Source organism: Candidatus Aminicenantes bacterium, assembly GCA_026393795.1.
In the GTDB taxonomy this organism is placed as follows: domain Bacteria; phylum Acidobacteriota; class Aminicenantia; order UBA2199; family UBA2199; genus UBA2199.
Genome location: JAPKZL010000320.1, coordinates 1 through 22,497, shown reverse-complemented (window position 1 = coordinate 22,497; position 22,497 = coordinate 1). Strand labels below are relative to the sequence as shown.

At 55.3% G+C, this 22,497-nt stretch carries 15 protein-coding genes; 2 read left to right on the top strand and 13 right to left on the bottom strand.

The window, feature by feature from the left end; genetic code table 11:
• From NTW95_15650 to NTW95_15615, 8 genes are all read right to left on the bottom strand, one after another.
• Nucleotides 1-1,314, bottom strand: a 1,314-nt coding sequence (locus NTW95_15650) for a M1 family aminopeptidase (protein MCX6558840.1), incomplete at its 3' end; no start/stop codon positions are given.
• An 11-nt stretch (nt 1,315-1,325) separates the two neighbouring features.
• On the bottom strand, nt 1,326-2,699 hold the full coding sequence (locus tag NTW95_15645; protein ID MCX6558839.1) for a S9 family peptidase: 1,374 nt from the start codon (nt 2,697-2,699) through the stop codon (nt 1,326-1,328).
• The gene (locus NTW95_15640; GenBank protein ID MCX6558838.1) at nt 2,668-3,054 is read right to left on the bottom strand and encodes a hypothetical protein; all 387 of its coding nucleotides are present in this window, start codon (nt 3,052-3,054) and stop codon (nt 2,668-2,670) included. Before NTW95_15640 ends, NTW95_15645 begins: the two co-directional genes overlap by 32 nt.
• Before the next feature lie 101 nt (nt 3,055-3,155).
• Complete coding sequence (locus NTW95_15635) at nt 3,156-8,120, bottom strand: ankyrin repeat domain-containing protein (protein ID MCX6558837.1); 4,965 nt, start codon at nt 8,118-8,120, stop codon at nt 3,156-3,158.
• A gap of 175 nt (nt 8,121-8,295) precedes the next feature.
• A complete protein-coding gene (locus tag NTW95_15630) occupies nt 8,296-8,715 on the bottom strand; it encodes a hypothetical protein (GenBank protein ID MCX6558836.1) in 420 nt (139 codons plus the stop codon).
• Nucleotides 8,716-8,873: 158 nt separating this feature from the next.
• Nucleotides 8,874-9,293, bottom strand: coding sequence for a hypothetical protein (locus tag NTW95_15625; protein ID MCX6558835.1), 420 nt, complete (start codon nt 9,291-9,293; stop codon nt 8,874-8,876).
• 89 nt (nt 9,294-9,382) lie between these two features.
• Complete coding sequence (locus NTW95_15620) at nt 9,383-9,865, bottom strand: nuclear transport factor 2 family protein (GenBank protein ID MCX6558834.1); 483 nt, start codon at nt 9,863-9,865, stop codon at nt 9,383-9,385.
• Between the two features lie 13 nt (nt 9,866-9,878).
• Entirely contained in the window at nt 9,879-10,661 is a 783-nt protein-coding gene (locus NTW95_15615) for a type 1 glutamine amidotransferase (protein ID MCX6558833.1), read from the bottom strand.
• Between the two features lie 212 nt (nt 10,662-10,873).
• On the opposite strand from NTW95_15615, the gene NTW95_15610 reads away from it, so the two are divergent.
• Entirely contained in the window at nt 10,874-13,588 is a 2,715-nt protein-coding gene (locus NTW95_15610; GenBank protein MCX6558832.1) for a LuxR C-terminal-related transcriptional regulator, read from the top strand.
• A gap of 17 nt (nt 13,589-13,605) precedes the next feature.
• Here the strand turns inward: NTW95_15610 and NTW95_15605 are convergent, their stop codons facing one another.
• From NTW95_15605 to NTW95_15595, 3 genes are all read right to left on the bottom strand, one after another.
• On the bottom strand, nt 13,606-14,628 hold the full coding sequence (locus tag NTW95_15605) for a twin-arginine translocation signal domain-containing protein (protein MCX6558831.1): 1,023 nt from the start codon (nt 14,626-14,628) through the stop codon (nt 13,606-13,608).
• A 34-nt stretch (nt 14,629-14,662) separates the two neighbouring features.
• Nucleotides 14,663-16,699 (bottom strand): hypothetical protein, encoded by a 2,037-nt coding sequence (locus tag NTW95_15600; protein MCX6558830.1) that lies wholly within the window; start codon nt 16,697-16,699, stop codon nt 14,663-14,665.
• Nucleotides 16,700-16,773: 74 nt separating this feature from the next.
• Nucleotides 16,774-17,475, bottom strand: coding sequence for an isoprenylcysteine carboxylmethyltransferase family protein (locus tag NTW95_15595; GenBank protein ID MCX6558829.1), 702 nt, complete (start codon nt 17,473-17,475; stop codon nt 16,774-16,776).
• A 102-nt stretch (nt 17,476-17,577) separates the two neighbouring features.
• Here NTW95_15595 and NTW95_15590 point away from each other — a divergent pair, with 102 nt between their 5' ends.
• Nucleotides 17,578-20,601: an N-6 DNA methylase gene (locus tag NTW95_15590; protein ID MCX6558828.1), complete on the top strand. Its 3,024-nt coding sequence runs from the start codon at nt 17,578-17,580 to the stop codon at nt 20,599-20,601.
• A gap of 125 nt (nt 20,602-20,726) precedes the next feature.
• On the opposite strand, the gene NTW95_15585 is transcribed toward NTW95_15590, so the two are convergent.
• The gene (locus NTW95_15585) at nt 20,727-22,019 is read right to left on the bottom strand and encodes a hypothetical protein (protein ID MCX6558827.1); all 1,293 of its coding nucleotides are present in this window, start codon (nt 22,017-22,019) and stop codon (nt 20,727-20,729) included.
• A gap of 1 nt (nt 22,020) precedes the next feature.
• Nucleotides 22,021-22,497, bottom strand: a 477-nt coding sequence (locus NTW95_15580) for a hypothetical protein (GenBank protein ID MCX6558826.1), incomplete at its 5' end; no start/stop codon positions are given.

Below are 22,497 nucleotides of genomic sequence, written 5' to 3'. Positions count from 1 at the left end.
GGTTTTCCAGGAAAAACCCTCCAGAGTTGTCCTCAGGCCTTGCTTGAAGGGCTCGGGACCGATCAGCTCGCGCAGCATGGCAAAGACGAAGAACCCCTTGCTGTTGGCCAGCATATGCAGGGTGGTGAACTTGTCCTTGGCCGGGATCCCCAGTTCCAGGTCTTCACCGCGCATGAGCAGGGCTTCGAGCGACTTGTCTTTGACTTTGGCCGTTTGCAGGGCCCGGAAGAACAACCGCGCCGAATGCAGGTACAGAAACTGCGGCGCGCCATCCTTCAGCAGGTTCCAAAAAAATTTGCTGCCGAGGGTTTCCTCGAGATAGAGCCCCATCGAAATCTGCGCCAGGCCCTCGTTGATGACCGGCCCCTCCGCGCCGCGAACGCAATTCCCCCACCAGCAATGGCTGATCTCATGCGCGAAGACCGGAGCGTAAAAAAAGCGCTTGGGCAGCAGCGACTCCGGGAAAAAGGTCAGGCTTTCATAGCAGGCGGCGCCCGTCTTGCCCAGCATCTCCTGCGGCAGCTCGATCAGATCGTAGCGCTCGTAAGGAAAGAAGCCGTAGAGTTTCTTGAAGTAAGCGATCATTTTGCTGCAGTTGCCCAGATAATAGTCCACCTTATTCCGGTCGCCCTTGAGCAGGAAAACGCCCACTTCCAGGCCGTCGATGTTTTCGCGATGATGGACGAAGTCGGCGGCGGCGAAGGAGAACTCGACCGGGGAGGCGACGACAAAGGTGCACCGTTTCGCGCCGCGAATTTCTTCCGTGGCCGTCAGCCTGCCCGAGCTGGCCACGGTCCAATTCCCGGGGACAAGATAGGCGATCCTTCCCCGGCAGCGGCGGAACGGGTCGGGCGCTTGCGGATACCAGCGGCTGCTGCAGAAGGCATAGGAGATTTTGCCGCCGATCCAGGCGTTGCGCAGGTCGAGTTCGGGGATCCGTTCAAGAAAGCGGCCGGAATAACGGATGCGGATGGTGCGCAGCTCCGTTCCAAAGGGCGGCTCCTGCGGACGAACGGCGAGGCTGTCCTCACTCTGCTCGAAAGACAGAGGGCGGCCGCATTCATCCATAACCGCTTCCACCCGCAGCTGATGGTTGAGGGTCAAAAGGATCTCGTCATCGCCGGCGCCAAGGTTTTTAAGCTGCAGCCCGGCATCTCCCTTCAGCACGCCACGGTCCGGATCGATTTCGACGGCCAGGTCGATGGATTCCGTCCGCCACGCGGGATGCGGCTCTTGGGCGGGTGCCGTACTCGTGAATAAAAGTGGCAGGAGGATGGAAAAAAAACAGGCCCGGATAATGGCATGGGTGTTCATGTTATCCCAATTCACTTCATGAGCTGGTCCCACTTTTCCGCTTCGTTGGGAGGCTCGGCGCGGCCGCCGAGGTGCTTGCCCAGGAAGTCCTCGATGGCCGCCCAGCGTCTCAAAAAATTCGCATAGGCTCCTCCACCCACGTGCCCGGCATCCGGGAAAACCAGGAAAGTGACTTCTTTGCCGTACTTTCTCAGGGCAGCAACCATGCGCTCGGCATGTTCCAGCTTGACCCGCACATCGTTGGCGTTATGCATGATTAAAAGCGGGCATGCAACCCGGTCGGCCTTATACAGCGGGCTGATCCCTTTGAGGAACTCCGGATCCTTGCCCATGCGCGTTTCGAACCTCGCCTTGGCCACCGTCCAATGTGGAGGCATGGAAGCAAAAAAGAGATTGGCATCACTGATGGCGTTGACAGCGATGCCGCAGATGAATTCCCGAGGGTGGAAAGCCATGGCGGCCAGCACGGCAAAGCCGCCGAAACTTCCACCCGCAATGGCCGTTCGCCTGGGGTCGGCGATGCCGCGGGCGACAAGCCAATTTTTGCCATCCACAAGGTCCTGGATGACTTTGCCGCCCCACTCCAGGTTGCCGGCGTTCTGATACGTTTTGCCGTAGCCCGTTGAAGCGCGAAAATTCACTTGCAGTACGGCATAGCCGCGGTTGGCCAGGCACTGCACGGGGAAATCAAGGTCCCCGTTGTCGCGGGTCCAGGGGCCTCCATGCACCTGGACCACGAGCGGAAGATTTTTCGGGGGTAGGCCAAGCGGCAAAGTGAGATAGCCGTAAATGGTCATGCCGTCTTGAGATTTGAATTGGATGGGTTGCTTTTTCGCAAGTGGGAAGTTTTCCAACTTCGGATCTTCGGAAAAGAGATAGTTGGCTTTCTTGGCGGCTCGGTCATAGCGGTAGTAAGTCGTCGGGCTGTCGGAAGCGGCGAATTTGACCAGCCAGATCTTGTCCGATCGGTCGCGGCCGCGGATCGAGATGTCCGCCGCCCGAACCTTTGCCAGGATCTCGAAATCTGCCCGGATCAGAGGGTCAAAGAAAATCCAGGTCCTGCGCTCTTTTTCGTAGGCTACGGCCTCCAGCGTGTTTCGCAGCGGATTGACCATAAGCCCCCTGGTATCGAACTGGGAATCCTCGCTCAATATCTTTCTTTCGCCCGTGCCCGGGTTAACCTCCAGCAGGCGCTCCGCGTTCGCCCCGAGACTGGCGATGACCCAGATTTTGGCATTGTCGGCAGTGAACCCGGCGACTCCCGTATAGTCGGAATTCATCTCGTCGGTCCCCCAGGAAATGAGGGTTCTCCAGGGATCCTTGCTGCTGTCGCGAACGCGGATCTCGGCGGAGTTATCGGGCTTGGTCACATAGGCTGCCCTCACGCGTTGTTCCCGTATGGATATCGGTCTGGAACAGATGGCTGTTCTCATCACCACTTTGGTCCTGGAAGTAGAGCACATGTTCGCCGTCCGCCTGCCAGAAGCAATAGGGAATACCGTTTTTAGCGTCCTGGGTCACCACCCGATCGTCGTTTTTTCCCACTGTCTGCACCCAGATGTTGGCCACGCCATTGTACTGGGCACTGTAGGCGATCATTTTCCCATCGGGTGAGAGCTCCGGGTTGCCGCGCTCCGACTCCTCGAGAATGATCGAACGGGGGATCAGCGGGGGTTGCTCGGCCAGCTGAGTCTGGGCGCCCATGGCTACAACCAAAATGAGGACGATACTCACTGCCACGAGCGGCAGGAAACAGTCGGATGTTTTTATTTTCATGGTCCTTTTTTTATCGATTCCGCTTTTAATTGGTTTTGGATCCGCTGTTTCATTTGCGGAACCCATTATTTCAGAATGAGATCAACGGCGCTGTCCAGGCGTGCGGGCAGGTCGGCGGGGAAAGTGTGCTCCAAGCCGGGGACAATGTTCAAGCCGATGCGCAGCCCCCCCTCGGCGAACAGGTCGGTCAGCGCCTTCGCCTCCTCCGGGTCGTCCTTTTCGCCGGCGATGATCTGGCCCGTGATGTTCTTTCGGGCCGCCTTCTTGAAAATTTCCATGTCGGCGCGTCCGGGGAGGACGCCCCCCGGGCACAGGGCGATGAATCCCCTGGCCGGGACGGCCTGGCGCAGCGCCGCATCGATGGCCATGGCGGCGCCGCCGGAAAAGCCGCCGATCAAAATGTTTGACCTGTCGATTCTGTACTTGTTCTGCAGCCAGGCATAAAAGGCGGCGATGTCGCGCCGGCCGGCCGGCAGGTCATCCCAGATGAACGATTCGGAGCCGCTGACCTGAGAAGACTGGAGGAAGGCCAGGATGACGCGCCCGGCGAGCTTGTCCAGCTTCCACTTGGGTTTGATGACGGCCGTGTTGATGTTGTTGCCGTGCATGACGATGAAAAGGGGGTATTTCTTTTTGCTGTCGTAGCTTTCAGGAAGGACGACATCGTATTTCGCCTTGGCGTTGCTCAGCGCCGTGTTGAGGAGCTCCTTATTGGCGGCAAGGAATTTGCGGTAGCGCTCGGTCTGAAAGAGCGGCTCGTACAGCTTGCTCTCGGCCGGGAAGAACAGACCTTTGGATTGCCCCAGCTCCCAGTCGTCCATGACCTTGTCGAATTGCCTGGCCTGGGCGTGATAGAAGGCGAGACGACGGATGATGGTATACAGCTCGGCGGGGAACCTGGACTTGGCGTATTCGAAGGCTTCGACGGCCTTGTCGATCTGCCCCAGGGCGAAATAGGCTCCGGCCAGGTCGTCGATCTGTTCGAGGGAGGTCATTTGCGAAAGTGCCGGAGCGGTTTCAATCGCCTTCAGGTCCTCAATGACCTTCGCCGATACCCACCAGGTGTGCGATTCGCCGCCGCGGCGGCTGAGGAAAAAAAGATAGTTGCCGTCGGCGCTCACTAGCGGACACAGGTCCATGTCTTGCGAATTGATCTCCGGACCCAGACTGACCGGAACGTTCCAGGAACCGTCCTTGACCCGGAAACTGACAAAAAGATCGAATTCTCTCGCAAAGAGAAGGTAGCTCCCATCTGGGGCGATGAAGGGCATCTCCTCGCCGCCGGCGGTGTTGACCGGGGCGCCGAGGTTCTTGGGTTCCTGATAGCGACCATCGACGTATTTTGCGCAGTAGATGTCGTTCTTTCCCTGCCCTCCGGCAATGGTCGTGGCAAAGTAGAGGTTGTAATCCCTGTCCACCGAAAACTGCCAATGATGGGGGAGATCGTTCACCGCAGCGTCCACGGGCCGGGCATCCGACCAGCCGTCTCCCTGCCGTTCCATGAACCAGATATGCTCGTCGCTCGGTTTATCTGTTCCGGGCAGCGGCCTCCGGGACATGAAATAGAGCCTTTTGCCGTCCGGAGTGAAAAAGGGAACGTCGGCATCCTTGCCTTCTCCGGTGAAGGGCGCGATCTGCGGATAGGTCCAGCGCCCGTGCTGCAGCCGGCTGACCATCAGCCGGTCGATGCTGTAGCCGGGAGTCCGGGGATCGATCATCAGGCTCCAGTAAACCTCGCGGCCGTCGGGAGAGAACGAGGCCGTGCTGTGCAGGCCGAAGCGGCTGGAGACGATGCCCGGGGAAAAGAGTTCAGGCTTGGCGCCGGGCTTTTTCTGGCCCAGGTATTCCCCCTGGAGTTCGGGAAACCGCGGCGGGCCCTGCTCTGCCCCTTTGGCGGTCAGCAGGTCAACGACCTCGGCGTTCTTTTCGGCCAGGGCCAGGTCGTAGGGCGTCTCTCCGGCTAGGGTGCGTTCGTTCAACCGGGCGCCATGCTCGACCAGAAGCGATGCCGCCCGCAGCCAGCCGCGCTCGGCGGCGCGGTGCAGGGGGGTCCAGCCGTTGCGGTCCTTGCCGTTCAGGTCGAGTTTTTTCCAGATCAGTGCTTTCATGATGGGCTCGGATCCCCCGTCGGCGGCGGCATGTAGGAGATTGCCTCCCAATCCATCCGTAACAGACAGGTCCGCGCCCGCTGCCAAGACCAGTTCGAAAAGTTTTTCCAGGCCATTGGCTATGGCCAAAATGAATCCCTGCTGCTTTTTGCGAGGGTCGGCAGGAAGCTCGGCACCCCGTTCGAGTAGCAGGTCGATCAGAGCGCCGAAGCCGCGCCAGGCGGCCAGGTTCAAAGCCGTGTCGTTCCAGCGGTCGGCGGCGTTGATGTCGGCGCCGGCGTCAAGGAGGATACGGGCCATGTCGGCGTCCCCTCTGTCCCGGGCGACCAGGATGAAGGCTGTTCGCTGATAGCTGTCCCTGGCGCCGACGTCCGCGCCCTTGGCAATGAGCAGCCGTACTATGTCCGCTTTGCCTGATAGAGCCGCATGCATGAGCGGTGTTGACATTTGCGCCGTGCGCGCGTCGATTTCGGCTCCGTGCCCGATGAGCCAGCGGACCATTTTTAGGTCGCCCGCAGCCGCGGCCAGGTGCATCAACGTCCGGCCCTGAGCATCCCTGGCTTTCACCAGTGCCGGGTCTTTTGCCAGAAGCATCTGCAACCGGGGCAGGTCCCCCGCCAGGACGGTATTTTTAATTTCTTCGCTAAGGGAAACCTGGGGAGCGGCGCCGGGCCGCAGTCTTTGGATGACCTCGGCGCTGACCCAGTAAATGTCGCGGCTGGCCGAATATAACAAATACTGGCCGTCCGGGCTCACCATGGAGCAGAAATTTGTCCCCGGGGTATTGATCGTGTCGCCCAGGTTTGAGGCGTCGCTCCAGGAACCGTCGGTGTTGCGGAACACGACGTACAGGTCACCCTCGCCGCCCTGGGCGCCCGGACGATTATCGGAGTCGAAAATGATATAACTTTCGTCAGGAGCGATAAAGGCATGGGATGCCCACGCGGGTTCGTTCACGGCACCCGGAAGTTTCACCGGCGCCTGATATATTCCGTTCACCAGTGGATACATGATGATGCCGCCCCCGGCGGCCATGGTCACATCGGTCATGTAGAGGTCGCCATGCTGAGTCGAGGAGACGTACATGCCCGGGCCGTGGTAGCGCGGTTCGCCCCACCCGCTTGCCGCCCGTTCCGTCACCCATATCCCGTACTCGGCCCGGTCCGCGCCCGGGGGCTGGCGGTTGCAGCCGAAATACAGCTTTTTCCCATCCGGAGTGATATGAGGCTCATTGCTGGGGAAGCCTTTGCAGAATGCGGCTTCTTCAGGGGCGGTCCAACCGTCTTTTTCCCAGCGGCAGACCATCATCGTGTTCAATCCGCCCGGGTCCTGGCGCCGGGTGAAATAGAGCTCCCGGCCGTCGGGGCTGAAGGCGATGGAGAATTCGAAGTTGCCGGCCGTGGAGACGATGCCCGGGGCAAATACCGACGGCTCCAGGCCTGGAGGCATTTGGCCCAAGTAGGGGCCTTTCAGCTTGGTCTTCCGTCCGGGGGCGAATTTCATTGTCGCTTTCGTCTCATTTTTGAAGTCCAGGCGGATGCGGTTGAGGGTGTCCTTCCCGCTCTGGCTGTTGGGGTTGAGCTCCAGCGATCTGAGGTAGCAGGCTTCGGACGTGTCCAGCTTCCCCTGCGTCAGCAGCGCTTCGCCCAGGCTGTCCCAAGTGTTCCAGGATCCGGGGAAGGCATCGCGGTTCATTTCGAATACGGCGCACGCCTCAGCCGGCTTTCTTTCCTGCTGGAGGAACCTGTAACCCAGGGCATTGAACTCCGTTTCGTCGATGAAAAATTCCCGCTCGCCCGCGGCCAGGAGCTCCTGAAAGCGGGCGCGCGCCGCGTCAGGCCCGGATTGGCGCATGACCCGTTCGATCTCGGCACCGGCCGGCCGCAGCCCCACCCGCCAGTAATCCAGGATGTTCGCCTGGTGGCGGTCGATGTTCGGCTGGGCCTTCAGGTCGAAGTAGGGCGCCAGGTAGGCGAAGGCGGGTTCGAGCGGCAGTTTCGCGCGCAATGCCGCCAACGATACATCCTCTTTCTTGGCTTGCTTCACGGCAGTCCAAAGGTCCCTGATGTAGCGGTGCTGGGCGTCCAGCCATTCCCGGCTGTAGACAAGCATGTGACCGCCGACAACCGTCCGCACCCCCTTGCCGGTCTTGAGCACTTCATCCAGGACGGCCAGCCAGCGCGGGATGTCGAGCGGCCGCTGGGCGGCCGTGGAACTGATGGATTCGGTATGGAAGAGGTCGCCGGTAAAGAGAACGCCGAGTTTCGGGATATGAATGACGATGTCGTTGTCCGTATGGGCCCGGCCGAAATAATACAGGCGCAATTCCAGTCCGCCGGCGCTCACGGTCAGCTTGTCGGCGAAGGTTTTGGTTGGCGGCGTGGAAACAAAACGCTTCTGCTGGTCTTCCATCAGCAGGCGGTCGATGCGGTTCGCTTCGGCCAGGGCCAGGGCTTGCGGGGCGTCGGCGGCGAGGGTCTGCAGCTGTCTTTCCCTTTGCCTGATGCGGGCCAGGATTCTCGGCTGATTGGCCGCAATGCCGTCGGCCGAGCGCTTCATGGCCGGGACCACGCTCTCGTGGCCGATGATTTCCACCCCCTTGAAGACCTGGTTGCCGCCGGTGTGATCCATGTGGTCGTGGGTGTTGATGACCAGCAGGACGTCATCCCGGCCCAGTTCTTTTTTTACCCGCTGCATGGCCAATTCGGCCAGCGTGGGCGAGAGCAGGGTGTCGATCACGATCAGCCCCTTCGGGGTGGTGATGACCGTCATCGTGGCCGGCGGGGCGTATTGTCCCGGCGTGAAGAGGGTGATCCGTTCGTTTACCCGGGTCACGCGAAAGGGGAGGGTCTCCTCCGCGGCCAGGGTGAGCGATGAAGCGATGCATACGGCCAGCAAAAAGGCAGATAAAAACTTTCTCATGACTGCTCCTTATAACTTATGATAGACGTTTCGGGCAATGTAAATATTTGCTTTTACTCTCCACGCCCGTCATGATTATTCCCAAGACAACTTATACGAAACGGAACTCCGACATGTTTGAAAGCGGATGCAATTCTTTTAAACCGATTCGGTCTACTGGATAGGGAGATGGTTTTTATGACCCTGCCTGGGGATGGGGCAGCTGAAGTTTTCTTGATAGTTTGATCTGCCGGCCGTTGATGCCGTGCTTGCGCATTTTCTCGAACAGGGCGGTTGGCTTGAGGCTCAACAGGGCGGCGGCTTTTCTCTGGCTGCCTTGGGTCAGGCGCAGGCAGGAAAGCAGGATATTTTTTTCGAGATCATCCATGAATCCCTTCAGCTGAACGTTCCTGACGTTCAGGTTGACGTCGAGATAGGCGGAAACCATCGATTCGGTCGTCCTGGCCAGGAAATTCCCGATATCCGGATTCGTCCAGACCGATTGGCCGGCCAGGGGGTTGATTTGTTTCAGGGTGTTCGGCACGACGGAATCGGGCATGTCTGAAATACCGTGCCACTCATAGCCGGCATTGCTGTTTTGCGCTAACTGTTTCATTCCATTCACCTCTGCTGTTTCGCTATATGCTATAACGTGTAAAACCATCCCAAGTAATGGGCCGATAGTCATTTTTTTGCATTCGTGACCAAAGTCCTATCATTTTTGCCTTGCCGGGGCCGGGTTCCTGGTTTCCGGGCAATGCGCATGATCTTTTTTTACTCCATCCCCTGGGACGTGACTGCCTTGAGTTTTTCGGACAATTTGATCTTCCGGCCGTTGATGCCGTGCTTGCGCATTTTTTCGAACAGGGCCGTCGGTCTCAGGCCGAGCAGGTCGGCGGTATTTTTCTGGCTGCCGTGGGTCAGGTGCAGGCTGGAGAGCAGTATTTTCCTTTCGCAATCATCCATGAATTCCTTCAGCGGAATTGTTTTGAAGTTCAGGTTGGTGACCAGATAAGCCATGGCCAGCACTTCGGCGGTTTTTTGCAGGGATACCATGGCCTCCGGTCCGGACCAGCGGGATTTACGGATTTGCGGCTGCGCCGCATCGCCGATGCCATCGGTTGCAAAAATGGCGTCTGGCGAAGGTGCCGCCAATTCATTGCCGATCGGTTTTGCCGGCGTTTTTTTGCTCATGCGCTCAATTTCAAGATGATGGGCAAGTATCGATCATCTTTCACGACTTCAGCACCGCCCAGTGGCGATTTTGCGAATCGGGGCGAGACTCATTTGCTGGCATGGGAGAAATGCATCTGCATGATGAGCCATCTGCCGCCATGTTTTTCGATGACGCCGGTCCAGCGCGTGTCTTGCCAGCCGATGGACCGGCCATCCCAACTGGCGCGTTCGTCCAGGATGCAGGACCACCAGGCCACCGTGCCCGAAAGGGACAGGTCGATGCGCAGGTTGCGCATCTCGTAGTGTTCCATCTTGAAGCGCGTATCCATCCAGAAATCGAACCCCTTCTTGAACTGGCTCCAACCTACCGTGCTGTTTGCATCGGGATTGAAAATGAACAAACTGTCATCGTGAACCAACAGGCTTTCCAGCAGCACCCGGTCCTTAACGATGGCCCAGTCGATGGAGGCACGGATGACCTTTTCGATCATGGCCTTCTCGTTGGCCGGATTTGCAGAACCGGTTTCTTGGGCAAATTCACCGATCGCCAACAAGAGCAAAATGAGCAGCAGGAAAATGATTTTTTTCATCGTTGAACTCCTTTTAGTGGCGATCTCCGGCCAGAAAATTGTCAAGCAGGAGACCGGCCAGGCTGGCCATCATGGCTTTATGGGTGCGGCATTCGCTTGCCAGCTGTGGGGCGTTCTTGCCCACCGAGCCCAGTTCGTCCTTGTAGGCGCCGGCCCAGTGTTTGGCCTCGGCCGGGGTGATTTCCAAATGGAACTGCAGCCCTACGGCGCGTCCCAGGCGGAAGGCCTGATTGGGGCAATCCCGGTCCATGGCCAGCCGTCGGCCTTGGGCCGGGATGGCAAAGGTGTCGCCATGCCAATGAAACACGGGAAACGTCTGCGGAAACCCCTTGAACAACGGATCGTTCCTCCCCGCACTGGTCAGCCGGACGGGATAGGCCCCGATCTCCATGACCGGATTCCTGGTCACCACGGCCCCCAGCAGCCTGGCCAGCAGCTGGGCGCCGAAGCAAATGCCCAGGATATGTTTGCCGCGATTCAGCGCCCGCTTCAGAAAACGTCCTTCTTTCAGCAAGAAGTGGTGGCTGCCGATTTGATTCACCGATACGGGGGTGCCGCCGACGATGATCGCGTTATAACGGTCGAGCGGAGGGAAACTTTCCCCGGCATACGGATGGAGAGTGTGATGGACGATGCCGAGTTCCTGCAGCCGGGTTTCATAAAGCCCGATCCCTTCGGTCGAACAGTTCTGCAGGATGAGTACGCGGCTGCTGTTGAAGCGCCGCTTGCCGGCCGTTGATTCGGCGGATAGGCTGCCGCCGTTGCCCGCTGGATTCGTTGCCAAATAGGGTGCCATCTTCGTACCTGCCACCATAGTATTGTAGAAAATGGATGGATCCTATAGGACTTGAGTTTGATTTTTTAAAATGAATCCCGGGGTCTATTCGCCTGACATATAGGATGAAAGTCATATTGGCCTGGCCGCGTTGTTGAATCGGCGCCGAATATTGGCTATAATTGAAACATACCCTAACTATCATGCGTATATTTAATAGTTTGCAAAACCATATGAGAACCACCAAGCTCGCTGCCGTTCTGGTATCCTTTGCCGCTGCGTTTTTTTGCCTGAACGCCCAGACGGCCTACCTGGAGGTCGATCATATCCTGGCCAACCCCGCCCCGTTGCAGATGGAAATTAATGCCGTGCTGCTCGACAGCCGTGGCTGGCTGTGGATCGGGTCGGTGAACGGTTTGGCGCGCTATGACGGTTACCGGGTCATCCCCTGCCGGATCGGTGACGGGGAAAAAACGGCCGTGGCCGACCCGTCGGTGCGCGGTATTTGCGAAGGGCCGGGCGGGCGTTTGTGGCTGGCGACGGCCCGGGGCTTGGTCAGCTTCGACCCGGACCGCAGTCGGTCGGTCCGTTTCCGCCACGATGAGCGCCGGCCGGATACCATCAGCGCCGACGATCTCACCTGTCTTTATGTTTCTCCGGCACTTCCCGGGCGGTTGTGGATCGCCACGGCCGACGGCGGCCTGGACCAACTCGAGCTGGCCAGCGGAAAAATCACCCGCACCCCCGCGGTCGCTGCCGACGCCCCCCGGCCGGGGCGGATACATGTCATCAGCGGTGATCGCGCCGGTTTTCTCTGGGTCGGCGCGGCCAACGGCCTGTACCGTTTTCAACCGCTGGACAACAGCCTGCAGTTCTGTCCGCTAACTGGCGCCGCCAGCGGGTCCAAAAAAAGCGTCGGCGTCAAAGCCATCCTCTGCGATGAAGGATTTGCCAATGCTCTCTGGATCGGCAGCGAAGGCGCCGGCCTGCTCCGCTACCTGCCCGACACCGGCCTCTGGCAGCGCTGCCTGGAGAAGGGTTCCGCCAGCGACCCGTCCGCTGGCGTGAACGTCAATGCCATCGCCCGTTTCCCCGGGGAGCCGCAAAACCTTATCCTCGGAACGGACAACGGCCTTTTTCGCTTCGATCCGCTGGCGAACCTGTACACGCGGATCGCCATGCTGTTCAATGACACGGACATGCAGACCAGCCAATGCACCCGGGTCATCTATGGCGACCCGTTGGGCAGTTTCTGGATCGGTTCTTGCCGCAGCGGCCTTGACAAGTGGAGCCCGCTACGAAAAAAATTCTCCCGCTTTCGTCCCAACAGCGACAAGCTGCCGAGTTCCCTGGCCAACTGGGTCACGTCGCTGAGGGAATTCGCCGATCACGAGCTCCTGCTGACCACCTACGGCGGCGGCGCCTTCATTTTCGACCGCCGCACTTCGACCTTCCGCCGTCTGCTGCTCGATCCGGACCGAGCCGGCCGCAAGCTCAACTCCTTCATCACCAATTCCGACTTCGACCGCGACGGCAGCCTGTGGTTCACGACCACGGAAGGATTGGCCCGTTGTTCCGCCAACGGCCGCTTGCAGCGCCTGTATCGATTGAATCCCGACAAGGCCGACACGAGCGACATCCTGGCCTTTTCGTTTATCCGCGACGGCAGCGGCTGCAACTGGATCGGCACTGACCGCGGCCTGATCCGGCTGGACTGCGAAAAAGGCGATATGCACGTTTACCGGCAGGACCGCCATGATGCCCGCAGCCTCAGCAACGACCGCGTCAACTCCATCATGCTGGAAGCCGGCGGCGCCCTCTGGATCGGCACCGATGACGGCTTGAACCTTCTGCAGCCGGGCCGTGACGGGTTTACTATTTTCAAGCACGATCCGTCCGATCCGGAGAGCGTGAGCAGCAGCCATGTCACCTATATGGAACAGGACAGCCGGGGCCGGGTCTGGATTTGCACCGCCAACGGGGTCAACCTGCTGCAGCGGGCGGGGGGAAAAATAACCTTCCGGCATTTCCTCGCCCCCGGTGACAATTCCAGGCAAAATTCATTCCTTTCCATGGTCGAGGAAAACGACCGTCATTTTTGGCTCGGTTCCAAGGCCGGCCTGGCGCGCTTCGATTCCCAGCTGGGCACTTTCACCTTCTACGATCGCCGCGACGGCGTGGTGGCCGACGGGCTGAACGAGGCTTTCTTTTTCTATCGCTGCCGCGACAACGAGATTTATTTCGGCGGCCGTTTTGGCTTCACCGCTTTCCGCCCCGCGGAATTCCGGCTCAACAACCATCCGCCGCCGCTGGTGATGACTGAGCTGCGCATCGAGCAGGATCTCGAAAGCACCACCTCCATGCGTACGACGGGCAGAAAGAACGTTCGGGTGGAGCTCGCCGCCCTTGACTTCGTGCGGCCCGAAAAGAACCAGTATGCCTATCGCCTGGAAGGCCGCGACCGCGACTGGATCTATCAGGGAACCGACCGGGTGGTGCTGCTGTCCGGACTGCCGATAGGTCTCTATACCTTGCGCGTCAAGGCCGCCAACAACGACGGGATTTGGAACGAAGAAGGGATTTCCATGCAGATTAAGGTCCGCCCTCCATTTTTAGAGCAGTACGGACTTGCGCTTTTAGCGGCGGGAGTGCTGGCCGTTCTGGCCGCCGTCGTTCTTTGGGCGCGCCGGCGTTCCCGACGGCTGCGGTCTGCCAGCATTCCGGACAGCTTGGATCTCGTTCTTGAAAAATTCGCCATATCCAAGCGCGAAGCCGAAATCGTCCGCTTGCTGCTGGCGGGCAAAAGCAACAAGGAGATCGAAGACGCGTTGTTCATCGCCTTGGCCACGGTCAAGATCCACGTGCACAACATTTTTCAAAAGGTCAAGGTCAGCAACCGCCTGCAGCTTCTACTGCGCATCCAGCAGGAAGCGAAAAAACTCGAATAGAAGCTGAAAGGCTCTTCTCAGATACCGGCCTGGGCCTTCAGGACCAGTTTGAGATTACGGGCGATGTAGGGAAGGTCGTCGCCGCCGCCGATACGCTGCAACTTGGCGCGCAGCGACGCCTCCGTTCTGGCATCGGCCCGGCCCTCGAGCAGCAGCGCGGTTTCGGCTTCATCGACTTCGCCGAGGTCCCAGACGCTGTCTTTCACCTCGTCATTTCCCGGGCAGGTGTGCTGGCATTTCAGGCAGCCGACCAGCGCGTTGTGGGCTTTGGCCGGGATCCAGTCGGGCAGCGGATCGGGCAGTTCGTTGTACAGCGTGATGCATTTTTCGGCGTCGATGACGAAATTGCTTTTACGGATGGCCCGGGTGGGGCATTCGTCCAGGCAGATGGAGCAGCCCTTGCACAGGGGCATCATCTTCAGCCGACCCCAGTGGTCCTCCAGGCGCTGCTCGCTGTAAAATGCCAGCAATTGATGGTAGCTTCCGTAACCGTCGACATAGGTGATATTGTTCCTGCCGTATTCGGCCAAACCGCTGCGTACCGCCAGCTGCTTCAAGGGCAGCCTGGCCCGGGCCAATTTACCCCCCCTGGCGACGATGCCGCGGTCGTACAGCATGTTTTGATAGTCGGCCAGCTTCAGGCCGTCATCGACGTAACCGCTGGGGATCATGACGGTACGCTTTTGGCCGGCGGCATTGAAGACGATTCGGGCATTCTTCAGCGGCGTGGACATGATGATCAGCGAGCAAGCGCCGGGCAGCTCGAGCGGGGGCGCGTATTGAAACGAGTTGATATAGCGGCGCCAGGTCTTGTTGGCGGTCAGGTGTCCGGCCTGGTCCAATTTGTCCATCCAGGCTTTGAGCTCGGCGATGTGCCCGACCGCCACGGTGCGGAATTGGCAAGTGGCGCCCGTCTCTGGCCGCGCGGCCGGCTTCGCTTGGCCGGACGAGAAAAGCCTGCCTGCGCCCAGGCCGATCATCGCGCCCAGGCAGCCGGTGTAGGCAAGGAATTCCCGCCTGGTTTGCTTGGGGGCTTTCATCTTCGTTTCTTCATGCTTCCGGGCTGGCGCCGGCTCAATGGGCGGCCAGCTTCAGGGCGCGGTCCACTGCCTTGAGCATCGGTTCGACCGATATGTCGCTGCCCACGGCGTTTTTCATCCAAAACTGTGGCGGAATATTGCCGGCGGCCAGCATGCGCTCGATTTCCGGCCCCACCGTTTTGTCGCGCAAGTATTCTTCGATCTGCAGCTGGATGACATGGCCGATGGCGTAGTCGGGCAGGTACAGGGCGGAATCGATCATATGGGAATAGACAGCCAGAATGACCTGGTCGCGGACGCCGAAAATTCCGGTGTAGTATTTGTTCCAAATCTCCCTGGCCGCGGCCAGTACGGCTTGCTTCAATTCCGTTGCCGTGGCCTGCGGATGGTCGTACAGCCAATGCCAGACCTTCATGTCCAGCAGCGACACGCCCATGATCTCGTAGCTGTTCCAGAACGAGTCCAGCGTCTGCAAGTCCCGGGCCTGGGGGTTTTTTTGTTCAATGCCCAGGATGTCCAGGGCGCGGTCCTGGAATACATAGGCGATGGCTTCGGTGAACGCCGTATTGGGCACTCCGGCCAATGAGAAATAATCCATGTTGTAAAGGTCGAGCACATTTTCCACGGCGTGGCCCATTTCGTGCAATGCGATGCTGTAGCCCTTGTAATTCATGCCCTTGGGACCGATGCGCGTGCGCAGCCTGGACTTGAATTTCCGCGACTGGGTCTGGGAATTATGGCCCGAGCCCCTGGCCGGGTCGACCTGGATATGGGGGGTGATGGCGGCGGCGCTGGCTTGGGAAAATCCAAGCTGGAGCAGGATGCGCGGCATGTCTTTTTCAAAGGCTTCCGGGGTCGGATATTTGCCGGCTACGATTTTATCCAGTTCTTCCTCGTTGATGGCGGCGTTGCCCTTGAAGCCGTTATACCAGATATCGAACGGTTGCAGTTTGCGGCCGAGGCGTTTGCGGATCAGCGCGGCCACTTGTTTCACCTGCGGTGAAGAAAGCAGTTTACCGAACATCGCTTCCACGTCCTTTTCGGGAATTTCCCGGCTGACGTCGAAACTGCGACGGATATGGGTGGGATAGAGCGGGCTGAAGGAATCGATCAAGCGCATCGCCTGGAACGTGCTCAGAAGAATTTGGTAGCGATCGTCCGCTTCGCGTTCGGCGGCGATCACTTCCCCGTTTTCAAAAACCGCGTTGCTGAACGGGTCCCATTGGTATTTTCCCGAGTTGACCATCACGGCCGGGATCTCCTGGTTGATAATGCGCTCCATGACTTTGAAAATCATTTTTTGCCTTGCCAGCCCTTTTTTATCGGCATAGCGCGCCTTGAGCTCATCGCGAATTCCCCAGTGACTGATGAGCTTCATGTCGGCCGGGAAAAGCGTTTTCAGGTGCGGGCCGACCAGGCTGCCCATAAAGATGTTGTAATCGGAAATATAACGTCCGGCCGCCGCCATCTTGGCGCTGATCGCCTGGTTCACCTCGGCCGGAAGGCGCGTCGTGTTGCTGCCTCCCAGGCGGGCGTAGGCCCACTGGCACCGGTCCCATTTGACTCCCCAGGCTGTTTTCTCGGCGAGGCTGTAGACCGGGAAATTGAGCAGAGAGATGAAAGCCAGCTTGCTTTGGAACAGGTCTTCGGAAAGGTGGGCGGCCGGGTTGAAACCGTTCATGACGATATCGACGGGCGTGATCTCGCCCCAGTCCAGGTCGACCGGCTGGTCCTTGTCCTGGGACATGGCGTTGAAATAGCCGCCAAGGACTTCATTGTAGAATTCCAGTTTCTCAAATAGGGCTTGCAGCGGTTTGCCGTCGGCCGCGAAATTTTCCAGGCAAAAAGAGGCGAATTCATCGCGGCTGCCGTCCTCGGCCCGCCACAGCCCGGCTACCTGGTCCAGGCCGCGGCCGCTGCGGAATTTATCGCTTTCGCCGAACTTCTGCTGCAGCTCCGCCTTCACCTTGGCCAGAGTGGAAGCATCGATGAATCGAGGTGCCTCTTGGGCCGCGAGCGGCGTCAGCACCATGCCATAAAGAATCACCAGTAGAAAAAGACTTTTTTTCATTTCTCACCTCGTTTTCTATCTCGTTTGCGATCATTTGGGAAATACGAACCCGCTTTTCCATGGCACGATCGGTTTCACCAGATCCCCGGCAGCAGCCGGTATTTCACCTGCTGGCAGTATTCGCTGTATCCGGCGAGTTCCCGGCCCAGCACCTTTTCCTCGCTGCGGATCCTGGCCACGAGGACGACGGGGATGACCGCGGCCGGGAGAAGGGCCCAGAACGAGCCCAGGGCCAGGGGACCGACGCAGTACATGGGCATGACCGCCGCATACATGGGATGGCGCACCACGGCGTAGGGGCCGGTGCGGATGACCTCTTGTTTCCGGTCGACCTCAACCACCCGCGACAGGAAGCGATTCTCGCGCATGACGCGGACGAACAGCAAGTATGAAGCCAGGACCACGGCGTCGGCAACGATGACCAACCAGGGCGGGACGGCCGACCAGCCGTAGCGGCGGTCGAAGCCGGGCATAATATAAGCGGCCAGGAAAAAGGGGTAGGACCATTTGATGATGGCCTTCTGCGCCGGTTCTTTTTCCTTCATACGCATCCGCCGCTCGATCAGATCGGGACTTTTTCTCAGGAAGTAGACGACCACGAAGAACATGGGGACGAGCAGGATAGCCATGTACACCCAGGCCTGCCAGTAGTTCAGCGTCCCGGCCGCAAGGAAGAACATGGCCGCCAGGATGAGGCTGGAAAAGCCGAAGAACTTGACGACCTTGCGGATCAGTTGCCCGCGCTCCGCGGCCGAAAGCGTCTTTTCTTCTTCCATGTTAATTAATATACGGCGAAAAAGTAGAAGGGGCAATAGGCATAAAGTAATATTTTTTAACTTCTTTTAAAATTTATCGTCTCTAGGTTATAATCGGTTCAAATGCCATACAGCAAAGAGCAAGCTAAGGGCGGAATAGGAAAGCTGGTCGAGGATTTCCAAAAAAACAAGGCGCGCCTCTTGAATCAGGCCGAGGCCCAGATAGAGAACAATTTTATCCGTCCGCTGTTTAAATATCTCAACTGGAACACCACCAATGAGGGCCTGTCCGTCGCTGATTATGAATTCGTCGTCAACCGCACCGGACGCGGGGGCAAGCGCCCCGATTATACCCTGCAGCTTGACGGGCAGCATTTGCTGGTCATGGACGCCAAGCAGGTGAAATACGACATGCACGATCCGCGCTGGTTGAACCAGGTCTATGCCTATGGCTATTCCACCCAGAATTTGGCTCCGGTGCGGCGCATCGACTTCGCCATCCTCACCGATTTCGAGGAATTCGTCGTCCTCGATTGCACGCTGCACGTCAACGATCCAAAGGCGTTGCGCAATTTTCTGGTTCTGAATTGGACTTGCGACGATTTTGTCAACCAGTTCGACCGCCTCTGGGATTTGCTTGAGCGCGAGAACTTGAGGCGCCACGCCCGCACCCGCCAGAGCGACACGCCGCGTGGGCTCTGGGCCCTGGCCCTTTCCCCGCGTAAAGTGAAAGCCAACCGCATGCCGCCGGATAAGGCGTTTCTGGCCGATATGGACAATGACCAGAACGGCTGGCGCGTGCGCCTGGCCAAGGACATGAAAAAGCTCAACCCGGCCGCAGACGGGGCGCTAATTACCGCCGCCGTGCAGTTATTGATTGACCGGCTGATTTTTATCAAAGCTCTTTCCGACCGGGAAATCGAGGACGACTATCTGGACCAGCTTGCCGCAACCGTGGAGAGCGACGGCCTGGACGAGAGCGACAGCGGCTGGTTCGCTGCTTGCGGCAAGATATTTGAAAAATTGAACCGTTTCTACAACGGCAATGTTTTCAAACCCCGCCCGGAACTCGAAGCCGTGACGGTGGCCAACAAAACGGTGCGCGACATCATTCGTTCCCTGCAGCCGGAGAATTCGCCCTATAACTTCGCCGTCCTGCCGGTGGAGATCCTGGGCACGATATACGAGCGCTTCCTGGGACGGGTCGTGCGCACCACCGAGCAGCGGGTAAAGATCGAAGAAAAGCCCGAGGTGCGCAAGGCCGGCGGCGTTTACTACACACCGCAGTACATCGTGGAATATATCGTCAAGAACACGGTAGGCAAATTGCTCGAAAATTGTAAAGCCCCTGCCGATGTCTCCAAACTGAAAATTCTCGATCCGGCTTGCGGTTCGGGCTCGTTCCTGGTCGGCGCCTATGCCGCGCTGATCGACTGGCACATCAAGTATTTCGATACTAAAAAGCGTTTAAGCGCTGCCGATCGCGCCGACGCCTATTACGACAGCGACGGCCGCGTGCGTCTGACCGCCCGCCTCAAGCGTCAGATTTTACTAAACAATTTATTCGGTGTCGATATCGATCAGCAAGCAGTTGAAGTGTCGCGATTTTCTCTTTCTTTGAAAGCACTTGAGGATACCCGACGCGAGGAACTTTACGAGGAGCGGTCGCTCTTCAAGGAGACCGTCCTCCCTGACTTGAATGATAATATCAAGTGTGGCAACAGCTTGATCGGCCCCGATTATTTTTCAGGCAAGATGTTCCCCGATTCGGAAGAGCTGCGCCGGGTCAACCCCTTTGATTGGCAGCGCGAGTTTCCCACCATCTTTACCTCCGGCGGCTTCGATGCCGTAATCGGCAACCCGCCGTATATCCGCATGGAGGGTTTTAAAGAAATCAAATTTTATCTGAAATCGAAATACTTGTCTCATTCGGATCGAGCCGATATTTTTTATTATTTTGTTGAGAAAGTAACAACTTTGCTAAAAAGCAATGGACAACTTGGCTTCATTCTCAGTAATACTTTTGTTCGTTCAAGAGCTGGAAAGTCACTTCGATCATTTATTGTGAATAGTCTATGCTTAGAAACGTTGGTCGATTTTGGCGATTTTACGCCTTTCTTGGGTGCTACCGTATATCCGATTATTATAATTGCTGGGAAATCATCTTCAAAATCTGATCTCGTTAATTTCATTATTCAGGATTGTGATCCAGTCTCTTTACTCCCTGAAGAACAATTTCCAGTCATTTTACAACTCGAACGAAAATCATTTAATGATGAGGCTTGGATTTTTGAATCTTCAAAAACCGCACAACTACGTTCGAAACTTTTTTCAGAATATCCATCTCTTCTTGAGGTCTATGGGGAGGTTTGTAGGGGCATTGTGTCCGGATACAATGAAGGTTTTTTATTATCAGAAAAAGAGAGAGAAAATATTTTAACTTATAACAATGAGGCAAATAAAATAATTAAGCCTTATGTCGGCGGGAAAGATCTAGATCACTATTATTGTAACTGGGATGACACTTGGATTATTTATACACCACATGGAATTGATATGTCAGGTTATCCAAAAATTATTGAGCATCTCAGCACTTTTAAACCAGAACTGTTGAAGCGTGCTACACAACAAGCATGGTACGAGCTTCAGCAGCCACAAGAAGCTTATGTTGATTTATTTGATAAGCCAAAAATTATTTTTCCAGATATTTCCCGCTATCCTAAATTTTGTTTAGATACTCAGGGTATGTATTTTAGCAATACGGTTTATTTTATTAAAAGCGATTCTCTATATCTTCTTGGCTTACTTAATTCCAAGTTACTTTGGTTTATGATTCGTGGTTTAAGTAATGCTTTAAGGGGAGGGTTATGGAGGTTCCGTTTATTCTCTGGTCATGTTGAACGTTTGCCGATTCGCACTATTGCTATGTCTAACAAAAATGATAAAACAAAATATGATCGAATGCTGAAATTGGTTGAATCTATGCTATCACTTCAGAAACACAAAACTATCGCAAAAAATCAAACTGAAAAAGAAATGATCCAGCGCCAAATTGATGCCACTGACCGGGAGATCGATCAGATAGTTTATGAATTGTATGGGTTGACGGAAAAAGAAATAAAAATCGTGGAGAACATTGATTCATGAATCCGTAGGGACAGGTCGCGACCTGTCCCTACTGAAAACCAATGAAAAATCATTTTAGAGATGGGTTGTATAAAAATAAATTCTTTGGGTAATCGATAAATTAATTTTATGCTCTTTTTATGCTACTATTCAAGTGAATATAGAAAAAACCGTTCTTGGGTGATAACTTTATTAAAGTTAAGAGGTGGCTGTGGTGCGAGGTTCAGTAAAAAAATGAGCCCAAAAATATCTATAGCAAAAGGAGTTCCTCCAAGTAATTCATGATGTAAAATTTCAACCTTTGGATGAGGGATGGATTCTTTTTTAATTAGTAAATTGTTCGGAAAGCCTTGATTGCCCATTATAAAATTTCGTGCCGTATCGAATTTTGAGCTACATGCTATTTCATTTCCATGATCCAATGCAATTATTCCTAACGAAATTTTATAGAGTGCTCTTCCAAGCATTTTGGCATCGAGCTTCCTTCCTTTTATACTGATTGTATAATCAATTTCTCCAGTTTCTGAATTTTTATCATGAATAATAAATGCGGATTCATCTTTCGTTTTTATTGCAATATTTTTTGGAGTTGTGCGTTTAATAGAAAGATTTTGAAAATTCGCTGATGGTAATTCGCCATTTTTTTTAAAGGGAACGAAATGAACTTGTAAAAATGCAATTGGCTCGAATTTTAGTAGAAAATCATCCAGACGAGAAAGGATGCCATTGTTACATTCATCGCAAACAAACCCTTTATGTAAAATGAGCTCATCATTGCCAAGTGATTCTGGGAAAATATGTTCTTCAGATGTGAACTTATTCGATCTAGAAAGGCAATAAATGCATTGGTTTATGATTTGTGAATCATTGATAAATAATTCTTTAAATTTAGAAGTGTTTTTTATCTGAATAATCGTGTCGAATAAAAACTGAACTATTTTATAACCATCCATTGTATATGTGTAAAATTTATACCAAAATAGTGGTCCCATTATCGGAGTCCTATTTAAATTTATTAGATATGTTTGAGCTTTTTTGTCATTGCCAAAATATTCACCGTCGGCCAGAATTTGATAAATTATTGCTGAGGAAAGATTTTCTCCATTGATATTAATTCCGATATCTCCTTCGATCATTTGTTTATTAAATTTCTCAAAATATTTGATAGTTTCTGGTGGAATCACATCCGTAAAATGCTCATTTAGCAACCCCCAAACATTTTTATAGTAAAGATTATCTTTTTGATCTAAAAACCGCCTCATTAATACTACGAATTGCACAGTTTCATAATTGTCAGGAGTGAAGATTTCTTCATTAATTATATCGTCAATTATGGAAATCTTAAGCTTAAAAGAACCTTTTTTAGCTAACTTTGCTGCAATTTTTCTTATTTTAAAATAATGATGTTTGAAAGCTCTTATTGATTCGAGAATTTGCATTTTAATTTTTTGTGATTTTTTGTACGAATTTTGGTTTTAGCGAATCAACTTTTTTACTGAAGCGTTCCAGTATCTGTTGATTAACGAAACCGGGGTTCAGGGCGCGGATGCGATCTGCGGTTTTCTGGGCTAGGGAAGGGGGTAATAAATTTATTTCAACCAATGGCAGCATAAGCTCAAGCCCCCAAAGAAGGGGAATATTGGCGTTTTTACAGGCGGAGCGAAGAGCTTTGTCGGTGGAGATCAATGTCCAATGATGGTCCCGGGCAAGGATCAAACACAATGTGTCATCGAAGGCAAGGCCGGGAATCTTCTTTCCGGCTTCAAGGTATTGTTCCAATGTGGGCTCGGCGATCACCAGCCCCAAACGGCAGCATTCCTTCGGGTTTAATTGCTCAACTTTCTCCAAAACATCGGGTATGATATGAATCGTCCCGATATTTTTAGAGAAGAGAGTTAGAATTGAGGGATCCGAATC